14 protein-coding genes are annotated in these 24147 nt (G+C 72.0%); 3 read left to right on the forward strand and 11 right to left on the reverse strand.

The features are described from left to right. The 3 genes from GXW74_RS19070 to GXW74_RS19080 form a co-directional block, all read right to left on the reverse strand. The coding region (locus GXW74_RS19070) for a hypothetical protein (protein ID WP_456306989.1) at positions 1–1498 on the reverse strand (1498 nt) is incomplete at its 3' end. A gap of 174 nt (positions 1499–1672) precedes the next feature. Further along, positions 1673–3052: an HlyD family type I secretion periplasmic adaptor subunit gene (locus GXW74_RS19075; RefSeq protein WP_211848137.1), complete on the reverse strand. Its 1380-nt coding sequence runs from the start codon at positions 3050–3052 to the stop codon at positions 1673–1675. Then, entirely contained in the window at positions 3049–5184 is a 2136-nt protein-coding gene (locus tag GXW74_RS19080; protein ID WP_246523671.1) for a peptidase domain-containing ABC transporter, read from the reverse strand. The genes GXW74_RS19075 and GXW74_RS19080 overlap by 4 nt, the downstream gene beginning before the upstream one ends. 302 nt (positions 5185–5486) lie before the next feature. Between GXW74_RS19080 and GXW74_RS19085 the strand changes: the two genes are divergently transcribed. Further along, complete coding sequence (locus GXW74_RS19085; RefSeq protein WP_246523673.1) at positions 5487–6500, forward strand: alpha/beta fold hydrolase; 1014 nt, start codon at positions 5487–5489, stop codon at positions 6498–6500. A 3-nt stretch (positions 6501–6503) separates the two neighbouring features. Here GXW74_RS19085 and GXW74_RS19090 read toward each other — a convergent pair whose 3' ends face one another. From GXW74_RS19090 to GXW74_RS19110, 5 genes are all read right to left on the reverse strand, one after another. After that, complete coding sequence (locus tag GXW74_RS19090) at positions 6504–7268, reverse strand: SDR family NAD(P)-dependent oxidoreductase (RefSeq protein ID WP_211848140.1); 765 nt, start codon at positions 7266–7268, stop codon at positions 6504–6506. Next, positions 7268–8575 (reverse strand): histidinol dehydrogenase, encoded by a 1308-nt coding sequence (gene hisD, locus GXW74_RS19095; RefSeq protein WP_211848141.1) that lies wholly within the window; start codon positions 8573–8575, stop codon positions 7268–7270. Before hisD ends, GXW74_RS19090 begins: the two co-directional genes overlap by 1 nt. Positions 8576–8644: 69 nt before the next feature. Beyond that, positions 8645–10231, reverse strand: a complete 1587-nt coding sequence (locus GXW74_RS19100; protein ID WP_338148275.1) for a DHA2 family efflux MFS transporter permease subunit — start codon at positions 10229–10231, stop codon at positions 8645–8647. Further along, positions 10224–11369 carry an HlyD family secretion protein gene (locus GXW74_RS19105; protein WP_211848142.1) on the reverse strand — a complete coding sequence of 382 codons (1146 nt, stop codon included), beginning with the start codon at positions 11367–11369 and terminating at the stop codon, positions 10224–10226. Before GXW74_RS19105 ends, GXW74_RS19100 begins: the two co-directional genes overlap by 8 nt. Continuing rightward, complete coding sequence (locus GXW74_RS19110) at positions 11350–11832, reverse strand: MarR family transcriptional regulator (protein ID WP_211848143.1); 483 nt, start codon at positions 11830–11832, stop codon at positions 11350–11352. Before GXW74_RS19110 ends, GXW74_RS19105 begins: the two co-directional genes overlap by 20 nt. 168 nt (positions 11833–12000) lie before the next feature. Here GXW74_RS19110 and GXW74_RS19115 point away from each other — a divergent pair, with 168 nt between their 5' ends. After that, positions 12001–12258, forward strand: coding sequence for a hypothetical protein (locus GXW74_RS19115; RefSeq protein ID WP_211848144.1), 258 nt, complete (start codon positions 12001–12003; stop codon positions 12256–12258). A 227-nt stretch (positions 12259–12485) separates the two neighbouring features. On the opposite strand, the gene GXW74_RS19120 is transcribed toward GXW74_RS19115, so the two are convergent. The 3 genes from GXW74_RS19120 to GXW74_RS19130 are packed head-to-tail and all read right to left on the reverse strand — an operon-like array spanning position 12486 to position 21349. Continuing rightward, on the reverse strand, positions 12486–15461 hold the full coding sequence (locus GXW74_RS19120; RefSeq protein ID WP_211848145.1) for a CHAT domain-containing protein: 2976 nt from the start codon (positions 15459–15461) through the stop codon (positions 12486–12488). Next, entirely contained in the window at positions 15461–19588 is a 4128-nt protein-coding gene (locus GXW74_RS19125) for a beta strand repeat-containing protein (RefSeq protein WP_211848146.1), read from the reverse strand. Before GXW74_RS19125 ends, GXW74_RS19120 begins: the two co-directional genes overlap by 1 nt. A gap of 15 nt (positions 19589–19603) precedes the next feature. Continuing rightward, a complete protein-coding gene (locus tag GXW74_RS19130) occupies positions 19604–21349 on the reverse strand; it encodes a ShlB/FhaC/HecB family hemolysin secretion/activation protein (protein WP_338148276.1) in 1746 nt (581 codons plus the stop codon). A gap of 451 nt (positions 21350–21800) precedes the next feature. Here GXW74_RS19130 and GXW74_RS19135 point away from each other — a divergent pair, with 451 nt between their 5' ends. Beyond that, the gene (locus tag GXW74_RS19135) at positions 21801–24101 is read left to right on the forward strand and encodes a penicillin acylase family protein (RefSeq protein ID WP_211848213.1); all 2301 of its coding nucleotides are present in this window, start codon (positions 21801–21803) and stop codon (positions 24099–24101) included. Positions 24102–24147: the final 46 nt, after the last annotated feature.

Genomic DNA, 24147 nt, shown 5'->3' on the forward strand with positions numbered 1-24147 from the left:
CGTCGGAGGTCTGCAGCCCGGCGACCTGGGTGGCGGTCAGCGCACCCACCTGCGTCGTGGTCAGCGCACCCACCTGCGTCGTGCTCAGCGCACCGATCTGGGAGGCGACCAGGCCGCGGATCTGGGTGGTGGTCAGCGCGGCGAGATCGGTGGTCTCGACCGCGGCGATCTGCGTCGTGGTCAGGGAACCGAGCTGCGTCGCCGTCAGCCCGGCGACCTGAGTGGTGGTCAGCGCGGCGACGTCGGTGGTGTCGAGCCCTTGAAGCTGCGCCGTGGTCAGCGCGGCGACCTGGCTGGAGGCCAGCGCGCCGATCTGTGTCGTGGTCAGCGCCGCCACCTGGGTCGAGGTCAGGCCGAGGAGCTGGGTGGCGGCGAGACTGCCGATCTGCGTCGTCGTCAGCGCGCCGATCTGGGTGGTGGTCAGGGCGCCGATGCTGGACGCCCGGAGGCCGCGCAGCTGGGTGGTGGTCAGCACGGCGAGGTCCGTGGTCTCCAGCCCGCGCAGCTGGGTGGTGTTCAGCACCATGAGCTGCAGGCTGGACAGCGCACCGATCTGCGTCGTGCTGAGGGCGGCGAGGTCGGTGCTTTCGAGCCCGGTGATGTGGCGGGTGGTGAGGCCGGCGACCTGGGTGGTGCTCAGCGCACCGATCTGGGTGGTGGACAGCGCCGCGATCTGGGTGGTGGAGAGACCGAAGATCTGCGTGGTGGTGAGGGTGGCGAGGTCGGTGGTCTCGATGGCGGCGACCTGGGTGGTGGTCAGGCCGGCGGTCTGGACGGCGCGCAGGCCGGCGATCTGGGTGGTGGTCAGGCCGGCGATGTCGGTGGTGTCGAAGCCGCGGAGCTGGACGGTGCTCAGGCCGGAGATCTGGGTGGAGCTGAGGGCGCCGAGCTGGGTGGTGGTCAGCGCCGAAACCTGGGTGGAGTTCAGCCCGAAGAGCTGGGTGGTGGTCAGCCCGCCGATCTGGGTGGTGGACAGGGCGCCGAGCTGGGTGGTGGTCAGCGCCGCGATCTGCGACGACGCCAGCCCACGAAGCTGGGTGGTGGTCAGCGCCGCGAGGTCGGTGGTCTCCAGCGCGCGGACCTGCGCCGTGCCGAGCGCGGCCGCCTGCGTGCTGGTCAGCGCCCCGATCTGCGTCGTGGTGAGCGCGGCGACGTCGGAGGTCTGCAGCCCGGCGACCTGGGTGGCGGTCAGCGCACCCACCTGCGTCGTGGTCAGCGCACCCACCTGCGTCGTGCTCAGCGCCGCGATGTGCGTCGCTGCGAGCCCGCGGATCTGGCTGCTGCTCAACACCGCCAGATCCGTCGTCTCCAGCGCACCAAGCTGGGTCGTGGTCAGCGCCGCGATCTGCGTGGTGCTCAGCACCGCGACCTGCGTCGTGGTCAGCGCCTCGAGCTGCGTCGCGGCCAGGCTGCGGATCTCGGTCGTGGTGAGGCCGGCGATGGTCGTGGTGGTCAGACCCTGGATCTGCGTAGTGTTCAGGGCGGAAAGGACAGGCATCGCAGGCTCCCGGCAGGGCGTGTCCGTGCTGGACAGCAGCGCCACTCGGCGGGGGCCGGATGGCGGCATAGACACACGGCTTGGACGTCCTGTCGGCGCGGTGTCGTCACTGACGGTGACTCGGACCCGCTTTCGCAATGGTAAACCGGCCGTGATAAATCGTGCGTCCGCCGGTCACGGTTCGCGCAGGCTCTCCTGCACGCCGCGGATCAGCGGAAAGAGGAAGTAGGACAGCACGCTGCGCGATCCGACACGGATCTCCGCCGTCACCGTCATGCCGGCGATCGGCCGCGCGCCCTCCGGCGGATGGCGCAGCCCGGTCGCATCGAGCTCCACCTGTGCCCGATGCAGCGGGCCGCCGGCGGCCTGGCCGGGTTCCCCCTCCCCGCCTGGGCGCGGCGCCTGGGATTCCTGCGCCACCGCGCGCAACCGGCCGGCCAGCGTGCCGTGGCGCTGGAAGGGGAAGGCATCCACCTTGATGACCGCCGGGTCGCCCGCCCGCACCTGGCCGATATCGGCCGAGCGCAGTGCCACCTCGGCGATCAGCGGCGCAGCGGCGGGCACCAGGCTGATCAGCGGTTCTGCCTCCCGCAGCACGGAGCCGGCGGAGCGGCGCGCCACCTCCAGAACGGTCCCGTCCTCGGGCGCGGTGACCAGCGTCAACTCGGCGAGCCGTGTCGCCTTGGCAAGCGATTCCTCGACGCGCGAGAGCTCCCCACGCACGCGCGCCACCTCCTCGATCACCTGGCGGCGCCAGTCGTCGAGGAAGCCCTGCCGCTCCGCGCGCTTCTGTTCCAGCGCGTGGCGCAGCTCACGCAGGCGGCCGCGGTCCTGGTCGCGCTGCTGCTCGGCCGCGATCCGCCGCGCGCGCGCTTCCAGGTAATGCAGGCGGGAGCCGATCTGACCTTCCAGCAGCCGGGCGCGCAGCGCCTCCACGTCGCGGGCAATGGCGATCTGCTCGGCGGAAGCGGCCTCGGCTTCCTCCAGCGTGAGGATGGCGGCCTGCTGGCCCCGCATCTCCTCCTCGAGCGCCCGCAACCGGGCGGCGAGGAAGGCCTGGCGCCGGGCGTGCAGCCCGGCCTGGAGCGCGCTGTCGCGGTCTTCTCCCGGGGGGGCGGGCAGGTCCGCGAGCTCGGCTTCCAGCCGCGCGAGCAGCGACGCCAGCGCCCGGCGCTGCGCCGCCAGCGCGGCGCGGTCCGCCTCGGCGAAGGCGGGGTCGAGCACCGCCAGCACCTGGCCGCGCCGCACCACGTCGCCGGGGCGGACGCGGATCTCGCGGATCACCGCCCGTTCCATCGGCTGCAGCACGATCGGCGGGGCGTCCGGGGCGAGCCGCCCGGCGCCGGTCACCACCACATCCACCTCGGCCAGCGTCGCCACTGCCAGCAGGGCGACGAACAGCGCCGCGACCAGCCAGTACAGGCCCCGCAGGAAGGGCGGGGGCGGTTCGGCGATCAGCGCCTCCAGCGGATCCTGGAAGGGCAGCGCCTCCGGCGCAAGGCGCGGCGTCGGCGGGCTGGCGCGGCGGCGCGCGAGGCTGCGCCGGCCGCTCATCGCAGGTGCCGGGTCTGCTGCTGCCATAGGTGCCGGTACACGTCGCAGCGGCCGAGCAGGGCCTCGTGCGGGGCGAAATCCACCGCACGGCCCTGTTCCAGCACCAGGATCGCATCCGCCGTCACGAGCGACGACAGGCGATGCGAGACGATGATCATGGTCCGCCCGCGCGCGATCTCACCCAGGTTGGCCTGGATGATCGCCTCGCTGTCCGGGTCGAGGGCGCTGGTCGCCTCGTCGAGGATCAGCAGCGGCGGTCGGGTCAGCAGCGCCCGGGCGATGGCGATGCGCTGGCGCTGGCCGCCGGAGAAGTTGCTCGCCCCTTCCTCGACCGGCGTGTCATAGGCAAGCGGCAGGCGCTCGATGAATTCCTGCGCACCGGCGAGCCGCGCGGCCTCCAGCACCTCCGCGAGGGACGCCTCGGGCCGTGCGGCAGCGATGTTCTCCCGCAGCGTGCCACGGAACAGCAGGTTCTCCTGCAGCACGACGCCGACATGGCGACGCAGGTGTTCGAGATCGATGGTGCGGATATCGGCCTCGCCGAAGCGGATCAGGCCCGATTGCGGCGCGTGGATGCCCTGGATCAGCCGCGTGACGGTGGTCTTGCCGGAACCTGAACGCCCGACCACGCCGATCATCTGACCTTGCTCGACCGTGAAGGAGATTCCGTCCAGCGCCGGCGTCGCCGCACCGGGGTAGCGGAAGGTCACCTCCTCGAAGCGCAGCGCGCCGGTCACGGGCGGGCGGGCGAGGCGGTGGCGCTCCTGCGTCTCGGCGCGCGCATTCATGACCGTGCCGAGCATGCGCACCGACAGCGCCGCCTCCTGGTATTCGTTGATCAGCGTGACGATCTGCACCAGCGGCCCGGTGACGCGGCCCGAGAGCATGGTGAAGGCGACCAGCGCGCCGATGGTCAGATTGCCGTCGAAGACCAGCGTCGCGCCAAGGCCGAGCACGGCGATCTGCATCAGCCGTTCCAGCACGGAGGTCGCCATGCTGCCGATCGCCGCGATGCGCCCGACCTCCGCATGCGCCCGCACCGCCATTGCCACCTGGCCGTCCCAGGCGCGCCGGCGCGCCGGTTCCAGCACCAGGGACTTCACCGCGCGCATGTTGTGCAGCGTCTCGACCAGATGGGCCTGGCGTGCGCCCTCGGCGGCATAGAGTGTGTTCAGCCGCCGCCGGAAGGCCGGCACCATGGCGCCGATCACCAGCGCGATCGCCGCCGAGAACCCCAGCACCACCAGCGTCAGCACCCCGCTGTAGATCGCCAGCAGCAGCAGCAGCACCGGCAGCAGCGCGGCATCCAGCAGGGTCTGGAACAGCCGCCCGGTCAGGAAATGGCGCAGCTTCTCGGTCTGCTGCATGTGGCGCACCAGCACGCCGGCCGCATGCGTCTCGAAGAAGGAGAGCGGCAGCGACAGCAGGTGCCCGAAGGTCCGCGCGCCGAGCCGGGCATCCACCTTGTTGGACGCCAGCAGCATCAGCCGCTGCCGCGCATAGCCGAAGAACCCGTCGAAGGCCGCCAGCAGCACGAAGACGATCACCACCACCGCCAGCGTCTGCCAGGCCTGGTGCGCCACCACCTTGTCGATCAGCACCTGGAACAGCAGCGGGATGGCGAAGCCGATCAGGTTGGACAGCACCGCCGCCACCGCGACACCGGCGAAGAAGCGGCGATGGCGCGCGATCTCGGGCAGGAACCAGCCGAGGCCGAAGGGGCGGTCCTCCGCCGCTGCCGGCGTGGCGCGGCGGCACAGCACCAGCGTGCCGGACCACGCCGCGAGGAAGCTCTCCCGCGGCACGAGCTGCACGCCGGCCGCTTCCTCGGCCGGGTCCAGCACGGCGGCCATTGGCGCGCCGTCAGGCCCGGGCATGACATGCACCAGCACCACCCAGGACCCGTCCCGCCGCACCGCGAGCGCCGGATAGGCGGTACCGAGGCGCTCCGCCTTCTCCCACCCGCAATGCGTCAGGGCGCGCGCCTTCAGCCCGAGCCGGCGCATGGCACCGAGCACGGCGGGCAGCATGTCCGGCCCCTGCGCGGCGGGCAGCTCCTCCGGCGCCATGTGCAACCCGTGGTGCATGGCGACGAGGAAGAGGCAGCGCAGGGCGGTGAGTTCTGGCGCCAACATCCTGTCCGGCCCGATCCAGGGGCGGAGAGTACCGGAGCACCCTTGCGCGGCCGTTAAGCCGCGCGGTCATTCCTGCGCAGCGCCGTGGATAGGTGCTGGTTCGCGTGGATCGAGGGGGCTTTGCCCCCTCGCACTCCCCCAGCAGGGGACACGGTCCCCTGCACCCGCGGTGACCTGAAGTATTGGTTTCCAAAGGCCTTTCGGCCTTTGGCGGGGAGAGTTTGAGAGGGGCGGCGCCCCTCTCAACCCCATCGATCCATGCGGCTGCTAGGATGCCGTCGACCCGCAGGGAGATGCCGATGGGCTGGCCGGTACAGGAAGGTGTCTTTGACCTGGGCGAGTTGGCGCTGCATCGCGGCGGCACGCTGCCCGGTGCGCGGGTGGCCTGGCGTGCGCATGGCACGCTCTCGGCGGCGCGCGACAATGTGGTGCTCTATCCCACCAGCTACGGGGCGCAGCACCCGGACCTGGAATGGCTGATCGGGCCGGAAGGCATCCTCGACCCGACACACTGGTTCGTCGTCATCCCGAACATGTTCTCCAATGGGCTGTCCTCCTCGCCAAGCAACGTCGCGCCCTGGCCGCGGCTGGTGACGGCCTGGGACAATGTGGCCGCCCAGCGCCGCCTGCTGCGCGAGGTCTTCGGCATCGAGCGCCTGCACGCCGTCTATGGCTGGTCCATGGGCGCGCAGCAGGCCTATCACTGGGCCGCCGCCTATCCCGAGGAGGTCGCGCGCATCGTGGTCAACTGCGGCAGTGCGCGGACCAGCGTACACAACCGCATCTTCCTCGCCGGGCTGATGGCGACGCTGGAAGCCGCGCCGGAATATGACGGCACGGCGCTGTTCTCCGCCCAGCCGAAGGCGGCGCTGCGCGCCTTCGGCCGCATCTATGCCGGCTGGGCGCTGAGCCAGGATTTCTATCGCGCCGGGTTGCACCTGACAGCGTTGAAGGCGCCGGACCTCGAAACCTTCCTGCGCACCGACTGGGAGGAACGCTTCGCCCGCCGCGCCGCCGCCGACCTCCTGGCGCAGCTTCGCACCTGGGATGCGGGAGACATCGCGGACCATCCGCGCTACGGCGGCGACCTGTCGCGCGCGCTGAACGCGATCGAGGCGCGCGTGCTGCTGATGCCCTCCGAGACCGATCTCTATTTCCGCGTCGCCGACAATGCGGCTGAACTGCCGCAGCTGAAACGCGGGGTGCTGAAGCCCATTCCCTCGATCTGGGGCCATCGCGCCGGCAACCCGGTGGCGAACCCGGAGGACGCGGCCTTCATCCGGCGCGAGGTGCGCGCCCTGCTCGACGGCTGAACGTCACTCCGCCGTCCAACCTCCGTCGACCATCACCGAGGACCCGGTCATCAGCGCCGCGGCGTCGGAACAGAGGAAGACGATCGCCCCCATCAGGTCCTCGACCTGGCCGATGCGGCCGAGCTTGATCTTCTGCAGCACGCTCGCCTTGAAGGCCTCGTCTTCGAAGAACGGCCTGGTCAGCGGCGTCTCGATGAAGGTGGGGCAGAGCGTGTTCACGCGGATGCCGTGCGGCGCCAGGTCGATCGCCATGGCGCGCGCCAGGCCCTCGATCGCCCATTTGGACGCGCAGTAGACGCTGCGCCGTCCGCCGCCGACATGGCCCATCTGGGAGGAGACATGCACGATCGCGCCGCCGATCCCGGCCTCGATCATCCCACGCGCCACCGCCTGCGCGGCGAAGAAGGCGGCACGGACATTGAGCGACATGATGGCGTCGAAATCGGCGACGGTGACATCCTGGAAGGGCGCCGGCCGGTTGGTGCCGGCGTTGTTCACCAGCGCATGGAAAGGCCCGGCCCTGGCGATGGCGCGCGTCGCGGCGTCGAGGTCGTTGACGTCGAGCGGCAGCGCCGCGGCCTTGCCGCCCTCGGCGCGGATGGCGGCGGCGGCTTCCTCGATCTCCTCGGCGGTGCGCGCGGTCAGCACCACCTCGGCGCCGGCCTGCGCCAAGGCCGCCGCGGCCGCGAGGCCGATGCCGCGCCCCGCGCCCGTCACCAGCGCGCGGCGCCCGTCGAGCCGGAAGGATGGCGTGCGAGGCAATTCCATCACTCGGCCGCCTGCCCATAGGGGATATTCCGTCCGCCATAGCGCCGCAGGCGGATATTCGCCTGCTCGGCATGGCCGACGAAGCCCTCCAGCATGCAAAGCCGCGAGCAATAGGCGCCGATCATCGCGCTCGCCTCATCGGTCAGCACGCGCTGGTAGGTGACGGTCTTGAGGAACTTGCCGACCCAAAGCCCGCCCGTATAGCGCGCAGCCCCCAGCGTCGGCAGCGTGTGGTTGGTGCCGATCACCTTGTCGCCATAGGAGACATTGGTGCGCGGCCCAAGGAACAGGGCGCCGTAGTTGGTCATGTTCTTGAGGAAGAAATCGTCGTCCGAGGTCATCACCTGCACGTGCTCGGAGGCGATGCGGTCGGCCTCGCGCAGCATCTCGGCCTTGTCCTCGCAGAGGATGACCTCGCCGTAGTCCGCCCAGGACCTGCGCGCGATCTCCGCAGTCGGCAGGATGCCGAGCAGGCGCTCGACCTCGGCCATGGTGTCGCGCGCGAGCTTCTCGGAATCCGTCAGCAGGATGGCGGGGCTGGTCGGGCCGTGCTCGGCCTGGCCGAGCAGGTCGGTGGCGCAGATCTCTCCGTCCACCGTCTCGTCGGCGATGACCAGCGTCTCGGTCGGCCCGGCGAAGAGGTCGATGCCGACGCGGCCGAACAACTGCCGCTTGGCCTCCGCGACGAAGGCATTGCCGGGGCCGACCAGCATGTCGACCGGCCTGATGCTCTCGGTGCCGAGCGCCATCGCGCCCACAGCCTGTACGCCGCCCAGGCAGTGGATCTCGTCCGCCCCGGCGAGGTGCTGCGCGGCGACGATCGCCGGCGCCGGGCGCCCGTTGTAGGGCGGCGCGCAGGTGACGATGCGCGGCACGCCCGCCACCTTCGCCGTCACCACCGACATATGCGCCGAGGCCAGCAGCGGGTACTTCCCGCCCGGCACGTAGCAGCCGACCGAGTTCACCGGGATGTTCCTGTGGCCCAGCACCACGCCGGGCAGCGTCTCCACCTCGATGTCGCGCAGCGCCTCCTTCTGGTGACGGGCGAAGTTGCGCACCTGCTCCTGGGCGAAGCGGATGTCGTCCAGCGCGCGGGCGGGGAGTTCCGACAGGCAGGCGCGGATCTCAGCATCCGTCAGGCGGAAATCCGTGCGGTCCCAGTTGTCGAAGCGGCGGGACATCTCGCGCACCGCGGCGTCGCCGCGTGTCGCGATGTCCTCCAGCAGCTTCTCGACGGTCGCGCGCACCTCGGCCTGCGCCGCCGCCTTGTCCGATGCGCCGATCGAGCGCTTCAGCCACCGTGCCATGTCCCGGGTTCCTCAGGGTGTCTTGCCGCGCGCACTCTGCGGGCGAGGGCGCGGGGCCGGCAAGTCCGGCTATTTCCTGCCGCCCCAGCGCATGATCGCCACCGGCACCAGCGCCGCCAGGCAGGCGAGCGCGACCAGCAGGAAGGTGTCGCGGAAAGCGAGCATGCTCGCCTGGGAGAGGATCATCTGGCCGAGATAGTCCTGCGCCATGGCCTGGCGCGTGCCCTCGGCGATGCCGTCCCCGGCCAGCAGCCGTTCCAGCTCCCGCAGCAGTTCCCGGGTCGCCGCGCCGCCTTCCTGCGTCGCGGTCAGCGCCTGGCTGTGGAACTGTGTCCGGCGCTCGAGGTGGATCGACAGCAGGTTCACCCCGAGCGCACCGCCGAATTGCCGCGCGAAGTTGATCGCCCCCGACCCCTGCCCGACCCAGCGCGGCGGCAGGGCGCGCAGCCCACCGGCATTCATGCTCGGCATCGCCAGCCCGAAGCCGACGCGTCCGACCAGGATCCACAGCGCGAAGCTCCAGAAGGGCGTGTCGGTGCCGACTCCTGCCATCAGCCAGACCGACAGGCCGAACAGCACCAGTCCCGTCGCGATCGGCGCCGGTGGCGAAAATCGGTCGGCCAGACGCCCGGCGATCGGGAAGACCACCACCATCGCGAGCCCCGCCGGCATCAGCAGCAGCCCGGCCCGCGTCGCCGAGAAGCCCTGGATGGTCTGGACGAAGAGAGGAATGAGGTAGGTCGACCCGAACAGCCCCGCGCCATAGACAAGCCCGACCGCAGCCGAGCAGGCGAAGCCGCGCACCGCAAACAGCCGCGGGTTCAGCATCGGCGCGTCGGTGCGCAGCTCCCACAGCACGAAGCCGATCCCCGCCGCGGCGGCGAGGCCGAGTTCCATCATCACGCGGTTGGACGCCCAGCCCTCCCGCTGCCCGCTGGCGAGCCCCGTCAGCAGCGCGAGCAGCGCCGTCACCAGCAGCACGAAGCCCGGCCCGTCGAAGCGCCGCCGCACCCCGTCCCGCGCCGGCCCCGGCAGGAAGACCAGTCCCAGGGCCAGGCCGAGCAGCGCGACGGGCACGCCCATGAAGAACACCGCGCGCCAGCCGAAGCCGTCCACGATCACGCCGCCGAGCGTCGGCCCGAGCGCCGGCGCCAGCACCACGCCCACGGCGTAGAGCCCCATGGCCGAGCCGCGCTTCTCCGGCGGGAAGACCTGGAAGATGATCTGCATGCCGAGCGGCTGCACCATCCCGGCCGCCGCGCCTTGCAGCACGCGGCCGACGATCAGCACGCCCTCGTTCGGCGCCGCGCCGGAGACGACGGACCCCGCGACGAACATCGCGATCGCCGCGGCGAAGGTCAGGCGGCAGCCGAAGCTGTCCACCAGCCAGCCGTTCAGCAGCATCGTGCCCGTCACCGCCGCGAGGAAGGCGGTGGAGATGAGCTGCGCATGGTCCTGCCCGATGCCGAAGGCGCCCATCACCTGCGGCAGCGCGACGTTGACGATGGTGGCGGACAGGATGGTCGCGACGGTGCCGATCATCGCCGCCAGCGTCACCAGCCAGCGATAGGAGGCACCCCAGCGCGCCGCGAGCTCCGGCAGGGTCGGCCCTGCCCAGCCGCCGAAGGCGCCGGGCCCGAGTGCCGCGTCACTCACGCGCCAGCGCCTCGACCTCCACCATCATGCCCGGCCGCAGCAGGCCGACGGCGTCCTCCGGCCGCAATGCGATGCGCACCGGCAGGCGCTGGGTGATCTTGGTGAAGTTGCCGGAGGGGTTGGGGCTCGGCAGCAGGGCGAATTCGCTGGTGGCGGCGGCGCCGACACGTTCCACCGTGCCCTCGAAGCGCCGGCCCGGATAGGCATCGACGCGCAGCGATACCGGTACGCCGGGGCGGAAGTAGCGGATCTCGGTCTCCTTGACGTTGGCCTCGACGCGCACGCGGGCAGGGTCGTGCACCAGCAGCAGGCGCTGGCCCGGCGTGACGTATTCGCCGGCATCGGCGAAAACCCGGCCGACCACGCCGTCGAAGGGCATCAGCAGCGTGCGGTCGCGGATCTCGAGCGCGATGCGGTCGCGCTGGGCCGCGAGTTCGCGCTGCTGCGGTTCCATGGCGTCGAGCTGGCGGCGGAGCACCGTCAGCTCCTCCCGCGCCGCGCCGGCGTTCGCAAGCTGCGCCTCGACATTGCGGATCTCGGCGGCGACGGCGAGGACACGCTGCGCCGCCGTCTCAAGCTGGGCGCGGGTCTGTTCGTGGCGCTGGCGCGTGCCGCTGCCGGTGCCGAACAACTGCACGGCACGGGCGAATTCGCCCTCGGCGTAGAGGCGCTCGGCCTCGGCGGCAGGCAGGGCGGCGCGGGCGGCTTCCAGGCGGGCGCGCTGGGCGTCCTGCTGGCTGCCGGTCTGGCGGTCCACCATGGCGAGGCGCGCTTCCAGCTCCGCCCGGCGGGCGGCGATGCCGGCGAGCCGCGCCTCGATCTCGCGCAGCGTCAGCTCGGCCTCCCTGCTGTCGATGCGCAGCAGCACCTGGCCGGCGCGCGGGGTGTCGCCGGCAATGACGGTGACTTCCGTGACCCAGCCGGGCAGGCGGCTCGACAGCACCACCATGTCGGCGGCGATTCGCGCATCATCGACGAAGACGGTGGTGAACTGGCGGTGCACCCAGACAGTGCCGGCGGCGAGCATGCAGAGTGCGGCCGTCACCGTCGCGGCCAGGCGCAGGCGGCGGCGCGCCGTGGCCCGGCGCGGCGCAGCGGCACGCGCGCCCGCCTGGCTGCTAGGGGGGCCGATGTCCAACCGACGGCTCCTCCTCCATCCGTGCCAATCCTTCGCCCACGCGTTGCAGCACCGCGAGGCAGAGGGCGAGCTCCTCCTCCGGGATGCCGGCGAGGATCTCGGCGCGCACGACGCTGGCCTCGGCTTCGATGCGCTGCAGGACGGGGCGGGCGGCTTCGGTCAGATGAATGGTCTTGGCGCGGCGATCGCGCGGAGCGGCGCGGCGCTCGACAAAGCCCTGGGCTTCCAGCCAGTCGAGGGTGCGCACCAGGGTCGGCGCCTCGATGCGCAGCCGGGCGGCGAGGCCCTTCTGGGTGATGCCGTCGCCCCGCCGCGCGAGCGACAGAAGGACCAGCCAGCGCGCCTCGGTCAGCCCGAAGGGCGCGATGCGCTGATCGAGCCGCGCGCGCCAGCGACGGGCGATCTGCCCGATCGCGACGCCAAGCTGCCAGCGTGTCTCGGCGAGGCTGTTGCCGTCCGGCATGGCGTCACGCTAGGCCCGGATCGGTTAGGTGGCAAATGAATAGGCGCACAACGACCTGGCGGCGCAGAGCCCGTTTGCGAATGTCGGCACGCGCGGCGGCCCCCTGGCCAAGCCGGGGCCCTCCCGCCTATCCATCGGCGATCAACTTCCTCTTCGGCGGCACAGACCATGACAACCACCCCCTCCGGCCCCGTCCATCTCCGCTGGCGCGCTTCCGGCGCCGCGGCCGAGACCGAGGCCTTTCCCGACCTCGATGCCGCGCTCGATGCGGTGGAGGAACGCTGGGAGACGCTGCGCCACCAGGCGCCACAGATCCTGGATGCCCGTCGCATCCTGCTGATCACCACCGAGCAGCTCGAAGCCGCCATGATCGAGGAAGAGGACGAGAGCGAGGCGGGCGGCCCGGACCCTGATCGCGAAGGCTGAAGGCCGCAGCGGTTGCCGTGAGCCAGGCCCGCGGCAACCGCCCGATGCTCGCGACCTGAACGGCGCGTGCCGCAGTGACCTGGGTGCACGGCCTCGCCGGCGGTTCACGCCGGATCCGGTTTCCTGGCGCGATTCCCGGTCGCCCCGGCTTACGATGACCACCCAGGCCTTTCGCTTTCGGGGGCATCCGCATCCGATCGGGTGATTCCGCCTGATCGGGATCCGCTTCAACCCCCCGACGGGCCCGCCGACGCCGTCTGCCCCGCTCGCCCCGATGGCCCGGGCCCGACCAGCCCGAAGCCGCCCCACAAGGCGGGATGCGAGCCGCCGGCCACGTTCCGCGCGAGGTCGAGCTGCGCACTCCGCAGCGCCTCGATCATGCCCTGGCCTTGCTGCAGGTTGCGCAGCGAATAGGCCACGATGCGGGTCGCCGCGGCGTCGTTGATGTACCAATGCGTGACCAGCAGCGACCGCGCGCCTGCGAAGAAGATGGATCGGGCCAGGCCGGAAAGGCTTTCCCCCGCTCCGCCGCCGCCGGAGTTGCACGCGGAGAGCACCACCACATCCGCGTCAAGCTCGATGTCGAGCAGCGTCCCCGCCAGCAGCAGCGCATTCGTGGCATCGGGCGCGCCGGGCGACGGCGAGGCGACGATCGCGGCCTCCTGAAGGCAGGACAGTTCGCCCGGCAACAGGCCGTGCGTCGCGAAGTGCAGCACCCGGAAATCGCGCAGCGATGCCCTGCGCACCGTATCGGCGGTGAAGGCACGCCCGGTCCGCTGGTCCCCCGGCCGTGCCCCCATGAGCTGCCCCGAGGCCTGCAATTCGAGCCCCGCCGTCGGCAGCGCCGGCAGCGCGGCAAGCAGACGCCCGCACTGCGCCGAGGCCGGGAAGGTGCGCGCGGCCTGCGCCACCGGCACGGGCAGCGGCGCGCCGAAGCCGAACCAGGGCTGCGAGGCGCGAGACGGCCCCGCGCGCCGCAGCGCGACGAAGCTCGCCGGCGCCGGCACATGGCCGATGGGCAGGCGCGCGAGCAGGAAGGAGACACCCTCATGCCCCGTCGGCGCCGGCGGCGGCGTATCGACCAGGACCCCGAAGGGAACGGAGAGGAGCTGCCCCGACGGCGCGACGATCAGCCGGCGCGCCCCGGCGAGCGGTCCCGCCACCTCGGCAAAGAGGGCGCGATAGATGCCGTGTGCCGCGGCGGCGTCGAAGGGCTTCTCGCCGTTGCCGTCCTCCAGGCTCGCCCGCAGCCGCTGGACCAGGGCATCCATCTGCGTCCCGGTCCCGCCGATAGGTCCGGCGGCGATCCGCCCGTCACGCAGCACGAAGCTCCAGCCCGCGCCCTCCGGGGGCAGGAAGACCGAGGCGAGCGCCTCGCCCGGTTCGAGCATCGCGAAGACCTCGGAGGCCGAAGCGACCGATTGCAGAAGTTGCGCGAAGCCCGGTGCGGCCGTCTGCGCGGCCTGGTCGGCCTCGATCAGCGCCTCCTGTGCTTCCGAGATCTGGCTGTCGAGATCCTGCACCGAGGGCCCGCCGCCCCGCCCCGCCGCGACCGAAGCCTCGTCGCGCGCACGATAGAGCGTGGCGAGGCGCCGACCGGCCTCGTCCCGCTGGCGGATCGCCGCGCCTGCGGCGGGGTTGCGCGCTGATTCGCTGAGCCGCGCCGCGGCACGGGCGATCTGCGTCGTGGTGATGCTCCCCTGCGCGAGCTGCGCGGCTTCGAAGGCTTCCGCGAGAAGCGTCTGCGAATCACCGCCGGCGCTGCGCGCGAAGGCATCCACGCAGGGGGCGATGGACTGGGCCGTGGTGCCTTCGCGCAGTTCGCGCAGCACCGCGGTGGCCTGGCGGCAGACGTTCAGGATCGCCCCGGCCGGCGCGCCGGCATCCGCGGCGGCAGCGGCTTCGAGCAGCAGCGTATCCGCATAGGGGCGGGAACGCGGTGCGCCGCGGGCGAAGCGGGCCGCGGCGCGCGTGAACTCCCCGCGCGCCCGGGCCGGCGCGCCGGCGCTGTCCGCCGCGGCGCCCGTGGTCCGGGCGACGCGCGCGGCGATCAGATCCGCCCCCGGCAGGCCGGGCGCGACGGCGGCGAGCTGCGCCGCCGCGGCGGAGGCAGCCTCCGCCTCCGCGATGCGGCCTTCGCTCCGGAGGACCGCCGCCCGGTTGCGCCGCACCTCCACCATGCCGACCACGGCGCGGGCCGCCAGCGGATCGACGATATTGGCGCCGGTCGCCAAGGTGGCGGCGCGGGAGCCCGCACCGCCGCTGCGCAGCTCGGGCGGCACTTCCCTGCCGTACAGCGCCTCCGCCTGCCCGAAGGCCGCGAGGGCGGCCTCCGCCTGCCGCCGGTTCGCCTCGTGCAGGCCCCGGTAGTGCTGGAGCTGGGCGCGCGCGAGCGGATCCGAGGCCCGGCCGGCGAGCGGCGCGGCCCGCGCGAAGAGCGCCTCCGCCTCGGGGTGGCGCCCCTGGTTCGAGAGCTGCAGCGCGAGCCGGATCATCGGCCCGAAACTGTCGGGCGCGCCGGCACCGAGCATCCTTTCCTGCGCGCCGAGCGCCGCGCGATAGGCGGTCTCGGCGGCGACGAAGCGCTCGGCCTGGTTGGCTTCCCGGCCGAGGGTCATGAGCTGTTCGAAGCGCGCCAGGTCGTTCGCGCCGAAGGCTTCACGCGAGAGGCGCGCCGCCATCATGTCGAGCGCAGCGGATGGCGGCAGCGCCCCCTCCGGGCTGGCGAGGCCGGCGAGGATCCCGATGGCGCGCTCCGCCGCCGGCAGGGCCGGCAGCACCCCGTCCGCCTCGTAGGCATTCCCGCCGGCGGTCGCCACCAGGGCAAAGGCCGGCCAGCCGCCGACATGCCGCCGACAATTCATCACGGCGGCCGGCTGGCCGCCGAGCACGGTGGTCGGCGTCGGCGCATCGCATGACATGCGGCCCGCCTGCGCCGTCGTGGCCCTCGCGGCGAGTTCGGGCACCGGGGCACCGGCCACCTGCCGCACCCGCGCCGAGGGTGACTCCCACGCCCCGCAGAAGACCTCCGCGCCGCCGCCGCTGCGCAGCATCCGGCAGGCCTCGCCACGGGCATTGCTGCCGATCGCCACGGCCGTGGCCGCGGTGGCGGAGCTGCCGCCGGGCACATAGGCCTCGGGCGGCGGCCTGACGCAGCCGGCCAGCAGCAGGGCCAGGGCGGCGGACCGGAAGCATGCGCGCATCAGTAGTCTCCGCCACGGATGTCGGGGGGAGCGAGCTCGCTCTCCTCGGTCGGGTCGCGGGTCGGCTGGAGGCTGAGATCTGGCGTCGGCGGCCGCAGCTGGTCGACCGCCGCGAGGAGCAGCGCCGGGTCGAGCACCGCGAGCACCGCCGCAGGGTTGGCGAGCGGCAGCGGAACCAGCGGAACGCCGCAGATCGATGCGCCGATCGGGCAGGCGTTGAAGGTGAAGTCCTCCATCTGCGGCGGCGGGTCGGGCAGCAGCGTGCCGCCCGCATCGGCGCGGCGGCCGCGGGCGGCTGCGGCCGGGCCGGCGATGCCGGCGATGGTGCCGGTCAGCGCCGCCCCGCGGCCGCCCTGCACGAGCAGCCCCCCCGCATCCAGCGCGCCCTGGGCAAAGCCCGTCGATCCGAGGTCGATCCGCACGTCGGCCGTGCGCGCATCGAGCCCGCCGAAGGTGACGGTAGGGCTGACGATCAGCAGCGCATTGCCGGTGCTGGCGATGCCGGCGAGGTTCGCCGCAAGCGAGGCCTCGATCACGATGTTGCCGGCCGCCGCGGCGAGCCCCGCCAGCGTCACGGCAGGCGCCCGCAGCAACAGCGAGCCGCTGCGGGCGATGGCGGAGAAGCCGTTCACCGTCAGCGCGGTGCCGGCGAGCAGCGAGGTCGTCGCGCCGGTGACCGTGCCATCCACCAGCAGCTCGCCGCCAGTCACATCGATCACCAGCGCGCCGCCGGCGGAGACGGTCGTTCCTCCGGGAACGCTGAGCAGCGGACCCTGGCTCAAGAGGCGGAAATCGCCGCCGGCCTCGAAGCCGGCCAGAATCGTCACGGCGTTGCCGGGATTCTCGAGCAGCGTCGTGCCACCCGAAGCGCCGGTCAGCGTGCCGACGACGAGGTCGGCCCCGGCCTCCTGCGCGATGGTCGTCAGGCTGCGCAGGTCGAGAGTGCCCGGGATGGTCAGTGCCGCCGCGATCGTCAGGCCGTCCGCCGTGGTCGTCAGCGCGCCGTCGAAGGTCGTCGCACCGAGGCGCAGCGTCTGGAAGGACATGCGCGAGAGCGTCTCGGCGGTGACGCCGAATTCCGCCGCGTTCGGCGTCGCGATCGGAATTCGCATCGGCGTCACGGCGAAGGGCGCGATCTCGACGAGGGCCGCGGTGACGAGGGCATCGGGCTCCACCTCGAGCGCGCCCACGCGGAAGGAGGCGCGGCCCGCATCGCCGGTCGCCGTGATCGCAGCACCCTCGGCGATCAGGACCGTCCCGCCGGTGCGCAGCCCGATGGTGCCCGCGGTCCCCAGGGTCTCGTAGCTCGGCCCGGTTTCGACCAGCAGGTCGTTCAGCCCGTTGTCGAGGAGGAAATCGCCGGCCACCTCGAAGGAGCTGAGCGTCTGGATCGCGTTGGCCGAACTGCCGAGCAGCGCGTCGCCACCCGAGGTGACGAAGATCGAGCCGGTCGTGATCCCGCCCGCGGTCTGCGTGATGCCGCCCTGCCCTGCCTCCAGGATGACGGCCCCGCCGGGGGCGGAGACATTGCCGGCCAGGCTCAGCGCGCCGGGCAGCGAAGGATCGACCGAGCCGGATTCGCCCATCGCCGCCGCGAGCCGGACGAGATTCGCCGCCAGCGCGTCGACCGTCACGCTGCCTGCCGCGGTGAGCGCCAGGTTCCCCGAGGCGGTCAGCGACACCAGCCCGAAACCCTCTGCGGCCGTGGCGAGGATCGGCGCCGCGACGGTGAGGTCCCCGCCCACCACATCGATGCCGATGATCGCGTTGCCGCCGCTTTCCACGGTGACCGGCCCCGCGACCGTCAGGCTCCCGGTGTTGCGCAGGTAGATCTGGTCGCCCGCCGTGAGTTCCGCGACCGTGCCGATCCTGTTGTCGCCGGCAAGGTTGATGCCGGAATCCGTCGTCACCGCGAGCTGCGCCGTCTCGATGACGGAGGGCGCGGACTGGGTGACGCCGGTCAGGGGTTCGAGGGTCAGGCCGCCGCCCACGCGCACCAGCCCGCTGACCGTGAGCGGCGCCCCGACATCGCTGAGTTCGGTGCTGCGCAGCAGGAAGTCGCCGGCGACGTCGGAATCGGCCAGCGTGCCGACCTGGTTGCCCGGCATCGTGTCCACGGGCACGAGGCCGAGCAGCGCGCTGCCCGTCGTGCGGACCTGCAGCGTCCCGGCCCGGATGGAGCCGGTCTGGCTGATCCCGCCCGCCCCGGCCTGCAGGTCGACGACCTCGGTGCTCGAGATGGCCGGCCCGCCCGTGCTGAAGCCGCCGTTGATCAGGATGGCATTGCCCGCCACGATCGAGACGCCTGCGCCGCCTTCCGCGTCGCGCAGCGCGGCGTTCGTGTCGAGCAGCACATTGCCCGCCTGCGCCGCCAGGCTGATGCCCTGGAAGCCGTCGATCACCGTGTCTGTCGTGATGCTGCCGCCGGCGACGGCGGTGAGCGCATTGCCGCCGCCGATGAACTGCCCGCCCCCGAGGAACATGTCGCCCGTGCGCGCGAACAGGTCCAGCGCGCCTGCGGACTGCAGGCCCGCGTTGATCGTCAGGTTCCGGCCGGCATCGAGCGTCAGCGCGCCGTCCCCCGTGATCGGCGCATTGATGGCGATGTCCCGGCCCGCATCGAGCGTCAGCCCGCCGCCGACGCGGTTGATGGCGGCGTTGACCGTGATGTCGTTGGACGCTTCCAGGATGACGTCGCCGGTCAGCGACTCGAACTGTGAAGGGTAGAGGAAGGCGTTGTCCGGCGGGTCCTCGGCGCCGAGCACGTTGCCGGTGAGGCTCGCCTGGTCGGCTCCGGGCAGGGTGTCGTTCTCGGCGATGATCGTCAGGTCGACCGGGTCGATCAGGATGGTGCCGGGGGCGCCTGCCGGCGCACCCGTGTCGATGCTGCCGAGCACCAGCAGCCCGCCTTGGCCCGAGACCTCCACGAAGCCGCCATCGCCGCCCTGCGGGCCACCACGCGCCGAGATGGTCCCGCCATGGGCCGTGTAGTCCGCGGAATTGACGATGACGGTGCCACCCTGGCCTCGCCCGGTCGCGTCCGCCCGTACGGTCGCGCCCTGTACGATGCCCGCGCGGCGGGCGAGACGCGGATTCGCCGCGCCGCGCAGCGTGGTGCCGACCGCGACCTCGCCGCCGCCGGCCTCGCCGGAGGCGTCCACCCGGGCACCCCGATCGATCAGCACGCGATCGGCGACCACCTCGATGCGCCCGCCACGGGTGCCGGAGGCGGTGCCGACGGCGCGCACCTCGCCTTCGACCCGCACGGCACCGCCGGTGCCGGAGATGGTGATCTGCCCTGCCCGCCCCGTCGTCGCATCCGTGTCGGCCGAGATGCGGCCGCCGGCGCGCACCAGGTCCTGCACGATGCCGTCCGCCGCCGCGGCGGTGATCTGCACCGTGCCGCCCACCGCCTCGATCACGCCGGTGTTGGTCACCAGCGCGGCGCCGCCCGAGGGGGCCTGGCGCACGGCGCCGGTGACCTCGATGGAGAGCAGGCCGTCGCCGTAGAGATCGACGACATGCGTCTCGGCGCCTGCCAGCGAGACGCGCCCCAGCCGCGCGCTGATGGTGCCGCGATTGGCGACCTGCGGCGCGACCAGCGCGGCGAGCCCGGTCTCGCGCACGGTGATGGTCCCGGCGTTCTCGATGCGCGCATCGGGCCGCCCGGCCTGGTCGAACACCATCCTGCCGGCGAGGAAGTTCTCGTTGGTGATATTGGCCGAGGAGACGACGAGGCCCGCCGCATTCACCTGCGCTCCCTGGGTGAAGACGACGCCGGACTGGTTGACGATGGCGATCTGCCCATTCGCGGTGATGCGCCCCGCGATCACCGAGGGGTCGGGCGTGGTCACGCGGTTCAGCGTCACGGAGGACGTGCCGGGCTGCTGGAAGCGGACATGGTGGTCCTGCCCGATGTTGAAGCTGCGCCATTCGACGATGCCGCGCTGCTGCGCCTGGTTCACGACCGTCTGCGCCGTGCCCTGCTGCACGGTGATGCCGCCGGCGACGACGCGGTCGAGCACCGGCGCGGTGTTGGGCGCGAGGGTCTGGGCGGCAGCCGCGACGGGCAGCACCAGCGCCGTTCCGGCCAGGAGGACGGATCGGAAGCGAGGAAGTCCCTGCATCGTCGTCACTCCCGGTCAGAAACGGAACAGCACGCGCCAGTAGAAGGCGTCGGTCTTCAGCTCCTCGCTGCCGGCGCCGTTCGGCCGGCGCTCGAAGCGTCGCACACCCTCGAGCTGGACTTCCGCGTTCCGTGTCACACCGAAGCGGGCTCCGAGGCCGGCGGAGGAAATCCGGCGGTCCGGGTCGAGCGGCTGGTTCTCCCAGGTCTCGCCCCAGTCGTAGAAAGCGTAGAAGACAGGATCGACGGGGACGGTCTGGCCGAAGATCGGCACCTCATAGGCGACGGAGAGCTGCAGTTCCGCCGTCGCCGCGAGCGCGCTGTCGCCCGTGACCTCGCCGGCATAGTAGCCGCGCCCGAGCCGCGAGCCGCCGAGGTAGAACTTCTCCGCCTGCGGCAGGATGTCGTTCGACCACTGTCCGGCCACGATGCCCAGCACGGAGACGGTCGCCCCCGACCAGGGGGAGAACAGGGCCTGGGTGCGGCTGAGCTCGAAGGTGATCTTGGTGAAGTCGGTCTGCGCTCCCACCCGGCTCAGCGAGGCGCTGCCGCTCGCGCTGGCGCCGAGCCCGGAAAGGCCCTGATGCAGCCGCAATGAGGCGACATTCACGGCCGAACGTTCATCGCCGAGCAACCGGTCGTAGATCGCCCATTCGCCGCCGACGCGCAGCACGCGCAGCGAATCCTGGCTCAGCACCTGGTCGCCGAAGGGGCTGTCCTCCAGCTTGATCTCGGTCTCGACGAGATCGAATGCCGCCGCCAGGGTCAGGCTCTGCTGCCGGCGGCGGATGAGCGGATAGGCGACGGAGATGCCGGCCACCGAGGTCGTGCCCTGGTAGCCGATGTCGCGCAGCGGTGCCGCGGGCGTCGTCTCGCCCGTGCCGGCATAGAGCCGCACCCTCGTGCCCTGGCCGCCGACGAAGAACTCCGTCGAGGCCTGGCCGTACACGGATGTCCGGCCATTGGCGTAGTAGAGTTGCAGTTCCGTCCGCTCCGCGAGGGAGGTGAAGGAGTTGAACTGCACCGCGGCCATGCCCTGCTGCGTGCCGGTCAGGCGGTAGGCGCGGTTGTCGGCGGCGATGTAGCCGGTGACCGCCTGCCGCCCGACCTGCGCGACGAGGCTGAGCGCCCCGGGCGTCGTGCCGGCCGGGCGCAGCACCGCGCGCATGGTCACGCCGGGCATGTCCTCGACCAGCAGCAGCCAGCGTTCGAGCGTCGCGGTATCGATCGGCCGCACGCCGCGCAGGTTCTCGAGGAAGCGCAGGACCTGCGTGCCGGCGGGGCCGATGTCCCCGTCGAGCCTCACCTCGACGATCTCGGCCTCGCCGACGGTCAGCCGCAGCCGGCCGTCGCGCTCGACCACGGCATCGACGACGGTGAAGACGTAGCCGGCGTCGCGATAGAGGTTGAGGATGGCAACGCGCGCCTCCTCCACCCTCTGGAGCGGCACGACGCCGGTCATGGGACCGATTGCCGTTTCGATCCGCGCCGGCGGGAAAGCCGTCGCGCCTTCGACCGCGACGGAGGTGATGGTGACGGTTCTCGCGAGAGCCGGGTCCTGCGATGCCGCGGGCGCGGGACCCCTGGGCGTGCCCGGGCCGACGCGCGGCTGCGTCGAAGGCGCGATTTCCGGCACGCGCGTCCCCTGCGGAGGAATGACGGCGCCTGCCGGGCCTTGAGCCTGAGAGGGGCGAGGCAAGCTGAAGACCAGGGCGGCGAGGAGGACGACCACCATCTTCGAAACGCCACGAGGTTGACACATCAGCTTCAGTTTCCAGGCCCCATTTATGAGAACAGAAGAACGTATCGACGGCGCATGAAAACTAAAGGCAGCAGGTGGAGGATGTCACGGGCAAATGCCTGCCGCGTCGGAACATGTGCAGGTCGTGGTGCGGATGCTGCTCCCCTCGGCGCTCGTCACGCTGCTCCTTCTTGTGCTGGTGCATCGCCGCGGCCGGCGCGCCGCCTCACCTGCCGGATGGCATTCGGGGCCAAACCTCTCGACGCCGGGCACGGCCCGCCGGCCCTGTCGATCGACCATTGGCGGACCGCAGCGGCTGGCCCAGGCGGGGCATCGACCTGCCGGCCTGGTCATTGACGGTGCGGCGGCGCCTCGGCACGACTTGCGCCGTGTGACGTGGGATGACCGGCGAGATGACAAGTTGGACCCTCTGCATGGTGGTGACCGATCGGCAGGAGGGGCGCGGCCCGTGATGCACCCCGCCGGCGAGACGCTGTCGCTGCCCGGACTGGGCGCCGAGGCGGAGATCCTGGTCGATCGCTGGGGCATCCCGCACATCTACGCCGCCAGTCAGCGGGACGCCTTCTTCGTGCAGGGCTTCAACGCCGCGCGCGACCGGCTGTGGCAGATCGACCTGTGGCGCAAGCGCGGCCTCGGTCTCATGGCCGGCGACCTCGGCCCCGCCTACGCGGAGCGCGACCGCGCCGCGCGCCTTCTGCTCTACCGCGGCGACATGGCCGCGGAATGGGCCTGCTACGGCGCGGATGCCGAGCTGCGCACCACGGCCTTCGTCGCCGGGATCAACGCCTATATCGACCTCCTGGAGCGCGAGCCGGCGCGGCTGCCGATGGAGTTCCGCGCTCTCGGCACGCGGCCCGCACGATGGAGCCCGGAGGACGTGGTGCGCTGCCGCGCCCATGCGCGCGTGCGCAACCTGGATTCCGAGGTGACGCGGGCGACCATCGTCGCCAGGTTCGGGCTGGAGACGGACCGGCTGCACAAGGGGCTGCAACCCGAATGGCGGGTGCAGGTGCCGCAAGGGCTGGAGCCGCACGTCATCCCGCCCGAAGTGATGCGCACCTACCTGCTCGGCTGCGAGCCCCACCCCATTGACGGCGCGGATCCGGCCGAGCCGCTGGCGGAGGCCGGCGAGTGGGGGAGCAACAACTGGGCATTGTCGCCGGCCCGCACCGCCACCGGCCGCGCCATCCTGGCGAGCGACCCGCACCGCGTGCACGACCAGCCGTCCCTGCGCTACATCGCGCATCTCGTCGCGCCCGGGCTCGACGTGATCGGCGCGGGCGAGCCGGCCATTCCGGGCGTCAGCCTGGGGCACAACGACCGGCTGGCCTTCTCCCTCACCATCCATCCCGCCGATCAGGAAGACCTCTATGTCCATGAGCTGAACGAGGCGGATCCCGATCTCTACCGCTACGGCGAGGGGTGGGAACGCATGCGGGTGGTCACGGAGAGCATCCCCGTGCGCGGCGGCGATCCGATCCCCACGGAGCTGCGTTTCACGCGCCACGGCCCGGTGCTGCATGTCGATCGCGCGGCCCGCCGCGCCTACGCGCTGCGCAGCGTGTGGTGGGAGCCCGGCACGGCGGCCTACATGGCGAGCCTCGCCTATCTCACCGCCGGCAGCTTCGAGGAGTATCAGCGCGCGCTGGAAGGATGGGGCGCGCCCTCCACGAACCATGTCGTGGCGGATGTCGACGGGCATATCGGCTGGCAGGCGGCGGCGAAGATCCCCGTGCGGCCAAGCTGGGACGGGTTGATGCCCGTGCCCGGCGATGGCCGCCACGAATGGGCGGGCACCATCCAGGCTTCCTCGCTGCCCTGCGCGAAGAACCCGGATTGCGGCTGGCTCGGTTCCGCCAACCAGATGAACCTGCCGCCGGATTTCGATCATCGCCGGCACAAGACGGGCTTCGAATGGACCGACGGCGCCCGCTACGCGCGCCTGTCCGAGGCGCTGGCCGGCGACAGGCGCTGGTCGGTCGAGGAGACGCTGGCGCTGCAGACGGACGTGTTGAGCATGCCCGCGCGCCGGCTCTGTGCGCTCCTGGCCGGGGCAGGCGGCACGGAGGCGGCCGAGGCCCGCGCGTTCCTCGCCGGCTGGGATCATCGGCTGGAGGCGGGCAGCGGCCCTGCCGCCCTCTTCGAGATCTGGTTCACCAACCACCTCATGCCGGCCATTCCGAAGGCGCTCGGGCCCGAAGGCCTGGACAGGCTGATCGGCGTGCCGGACACCGCCCTCTATGTGGAACTGCTGGAGGCGGCGAAGGATGCCGGCTTCGGTCCCGCCCCGAAGGCCGCTCGCGACACGTTGCTGCTGGACACGCTGGCGGCTGCCTGGGCCGAGGCGCGGCAGCGCATGGGGGATGAAACCGCGAGCTGGAGCTGGGGACGGATCCATCAGGGCTATTTCAGCCATCCGCTCTCCCGGCTCGCGCCGCCGGAGCTCACGGCCAGGCTGGATGTGGGGCCGGCCCCGAAGGGGGGCTCCAACCTGACGATCAACAACAACGGCTACCGCGGCAGCGACTTCCGAGTGATGTCCGGCGCGTCCTGGCGGATGGTGCTGGATGTCGGCAACTGGGATGCGAGCTGGACCATCAACGCACCCGGCCAATCCGGCGACCCGGCCAGCCCGCACTACCGCGATCTCTTTCCGCTCTGGGCGAAGGACGAATACGTGCCGTTGCTCTACAGCCGCACAGCGGTCGAAGGTGCCGTCGAACGCCGCATCCGGCTGCTGCCCGGGGGCTGAGGACCGGAGCGCTTCGCCGCGACATCAGCGCAGCGGTGCCGACCTT

It is taken from the genome of Neoroseomonas eburnea (assembly GCF_018129005.1).
Classification (GTDB): Bacteria; Pseudomonadota; Alphaproteobacteria; order Acetobacterales; family Acetobacteraceae; genus Neoroseomonas; species Neoroseomonas eburnea.

Excerpts from the sequence above, each read along its gene's own strand:
- GXW74_RS19120 (WP_211848145.1), bottom strand. The coding sequence starts at position 15,461 with ATGCGCGCATGCTTCCGGTCCGCCGCCCTGGCCCTGCTGCTGGCCGGC.
- GXW74_RS19085 (WP_246523673.1), top strand. The coding sequence starts at position 5,487 with ATGGGCTGGCCGGTACAGGAAGGTGTCTTTGACCTGGGCGAGTTGGCG.
- GXW74_RS19110 (WP_211848143.1), bottom strand. The coding sequence starts at position 11,832 with ATGCCGGACGGCAACAGCCTCGCCGAGACACGCTGGCAGCTTGGCGTC.
- GXW74_RS19125 (WP_211848146.1), bottom strand. The coding sequence starts at position 19,588 with ATGCAGGGACTTCCTCGCTTCCGATCCGTCCTCCTGGCCGGAACGGCG.
- GXW74_RS19090 (WP_211848140.1), bottom strand. The coding sequence starts at position 7,268 with ATGGAATTGCCTCGCACGCCATCCTTCCGGCTCGACGGGCGCCGCGCG.
- GXW74_RS19130 (WP_338148276.1), bottom strand. The coding sequence starts at position 21,349 with ATGTGTCAACCTCGTGGCGTTTCGAAGATGGTGGTCGTCCTCCTCGCC.
- GXW74_RS19075 (WP_211848137.1), bottom strand. The coding sequence starts at position 3,052 with ATGAGCGGCCGGCGCAGCCTCGCGCGCCGCCGCGCCAGCCCGCCGACG.
- GXW74_RS19135 (WP_211848213.1), top strand. The coding sequence starts at position 21,801 with ATGCACCCCGCCGGCGAGACGCTGTCGCTGCCCGGACTGGGCGCCGAG.
- hisD (WP_211848141.1), bottom strand. The coding sequence starts at position 8,575 with ATGGCACGGTGGCTGAAGCGCTCGATCGGCGCATCGGACAAGGCGGCG.
- GXW74_RS19115 (WP_211848144.1), top strand. The coding sequence starts at position 12,001 with ATGACAACCACCCCCTCCGGCCCCGTCCATCTCCGCTGGCGCGCTTCC.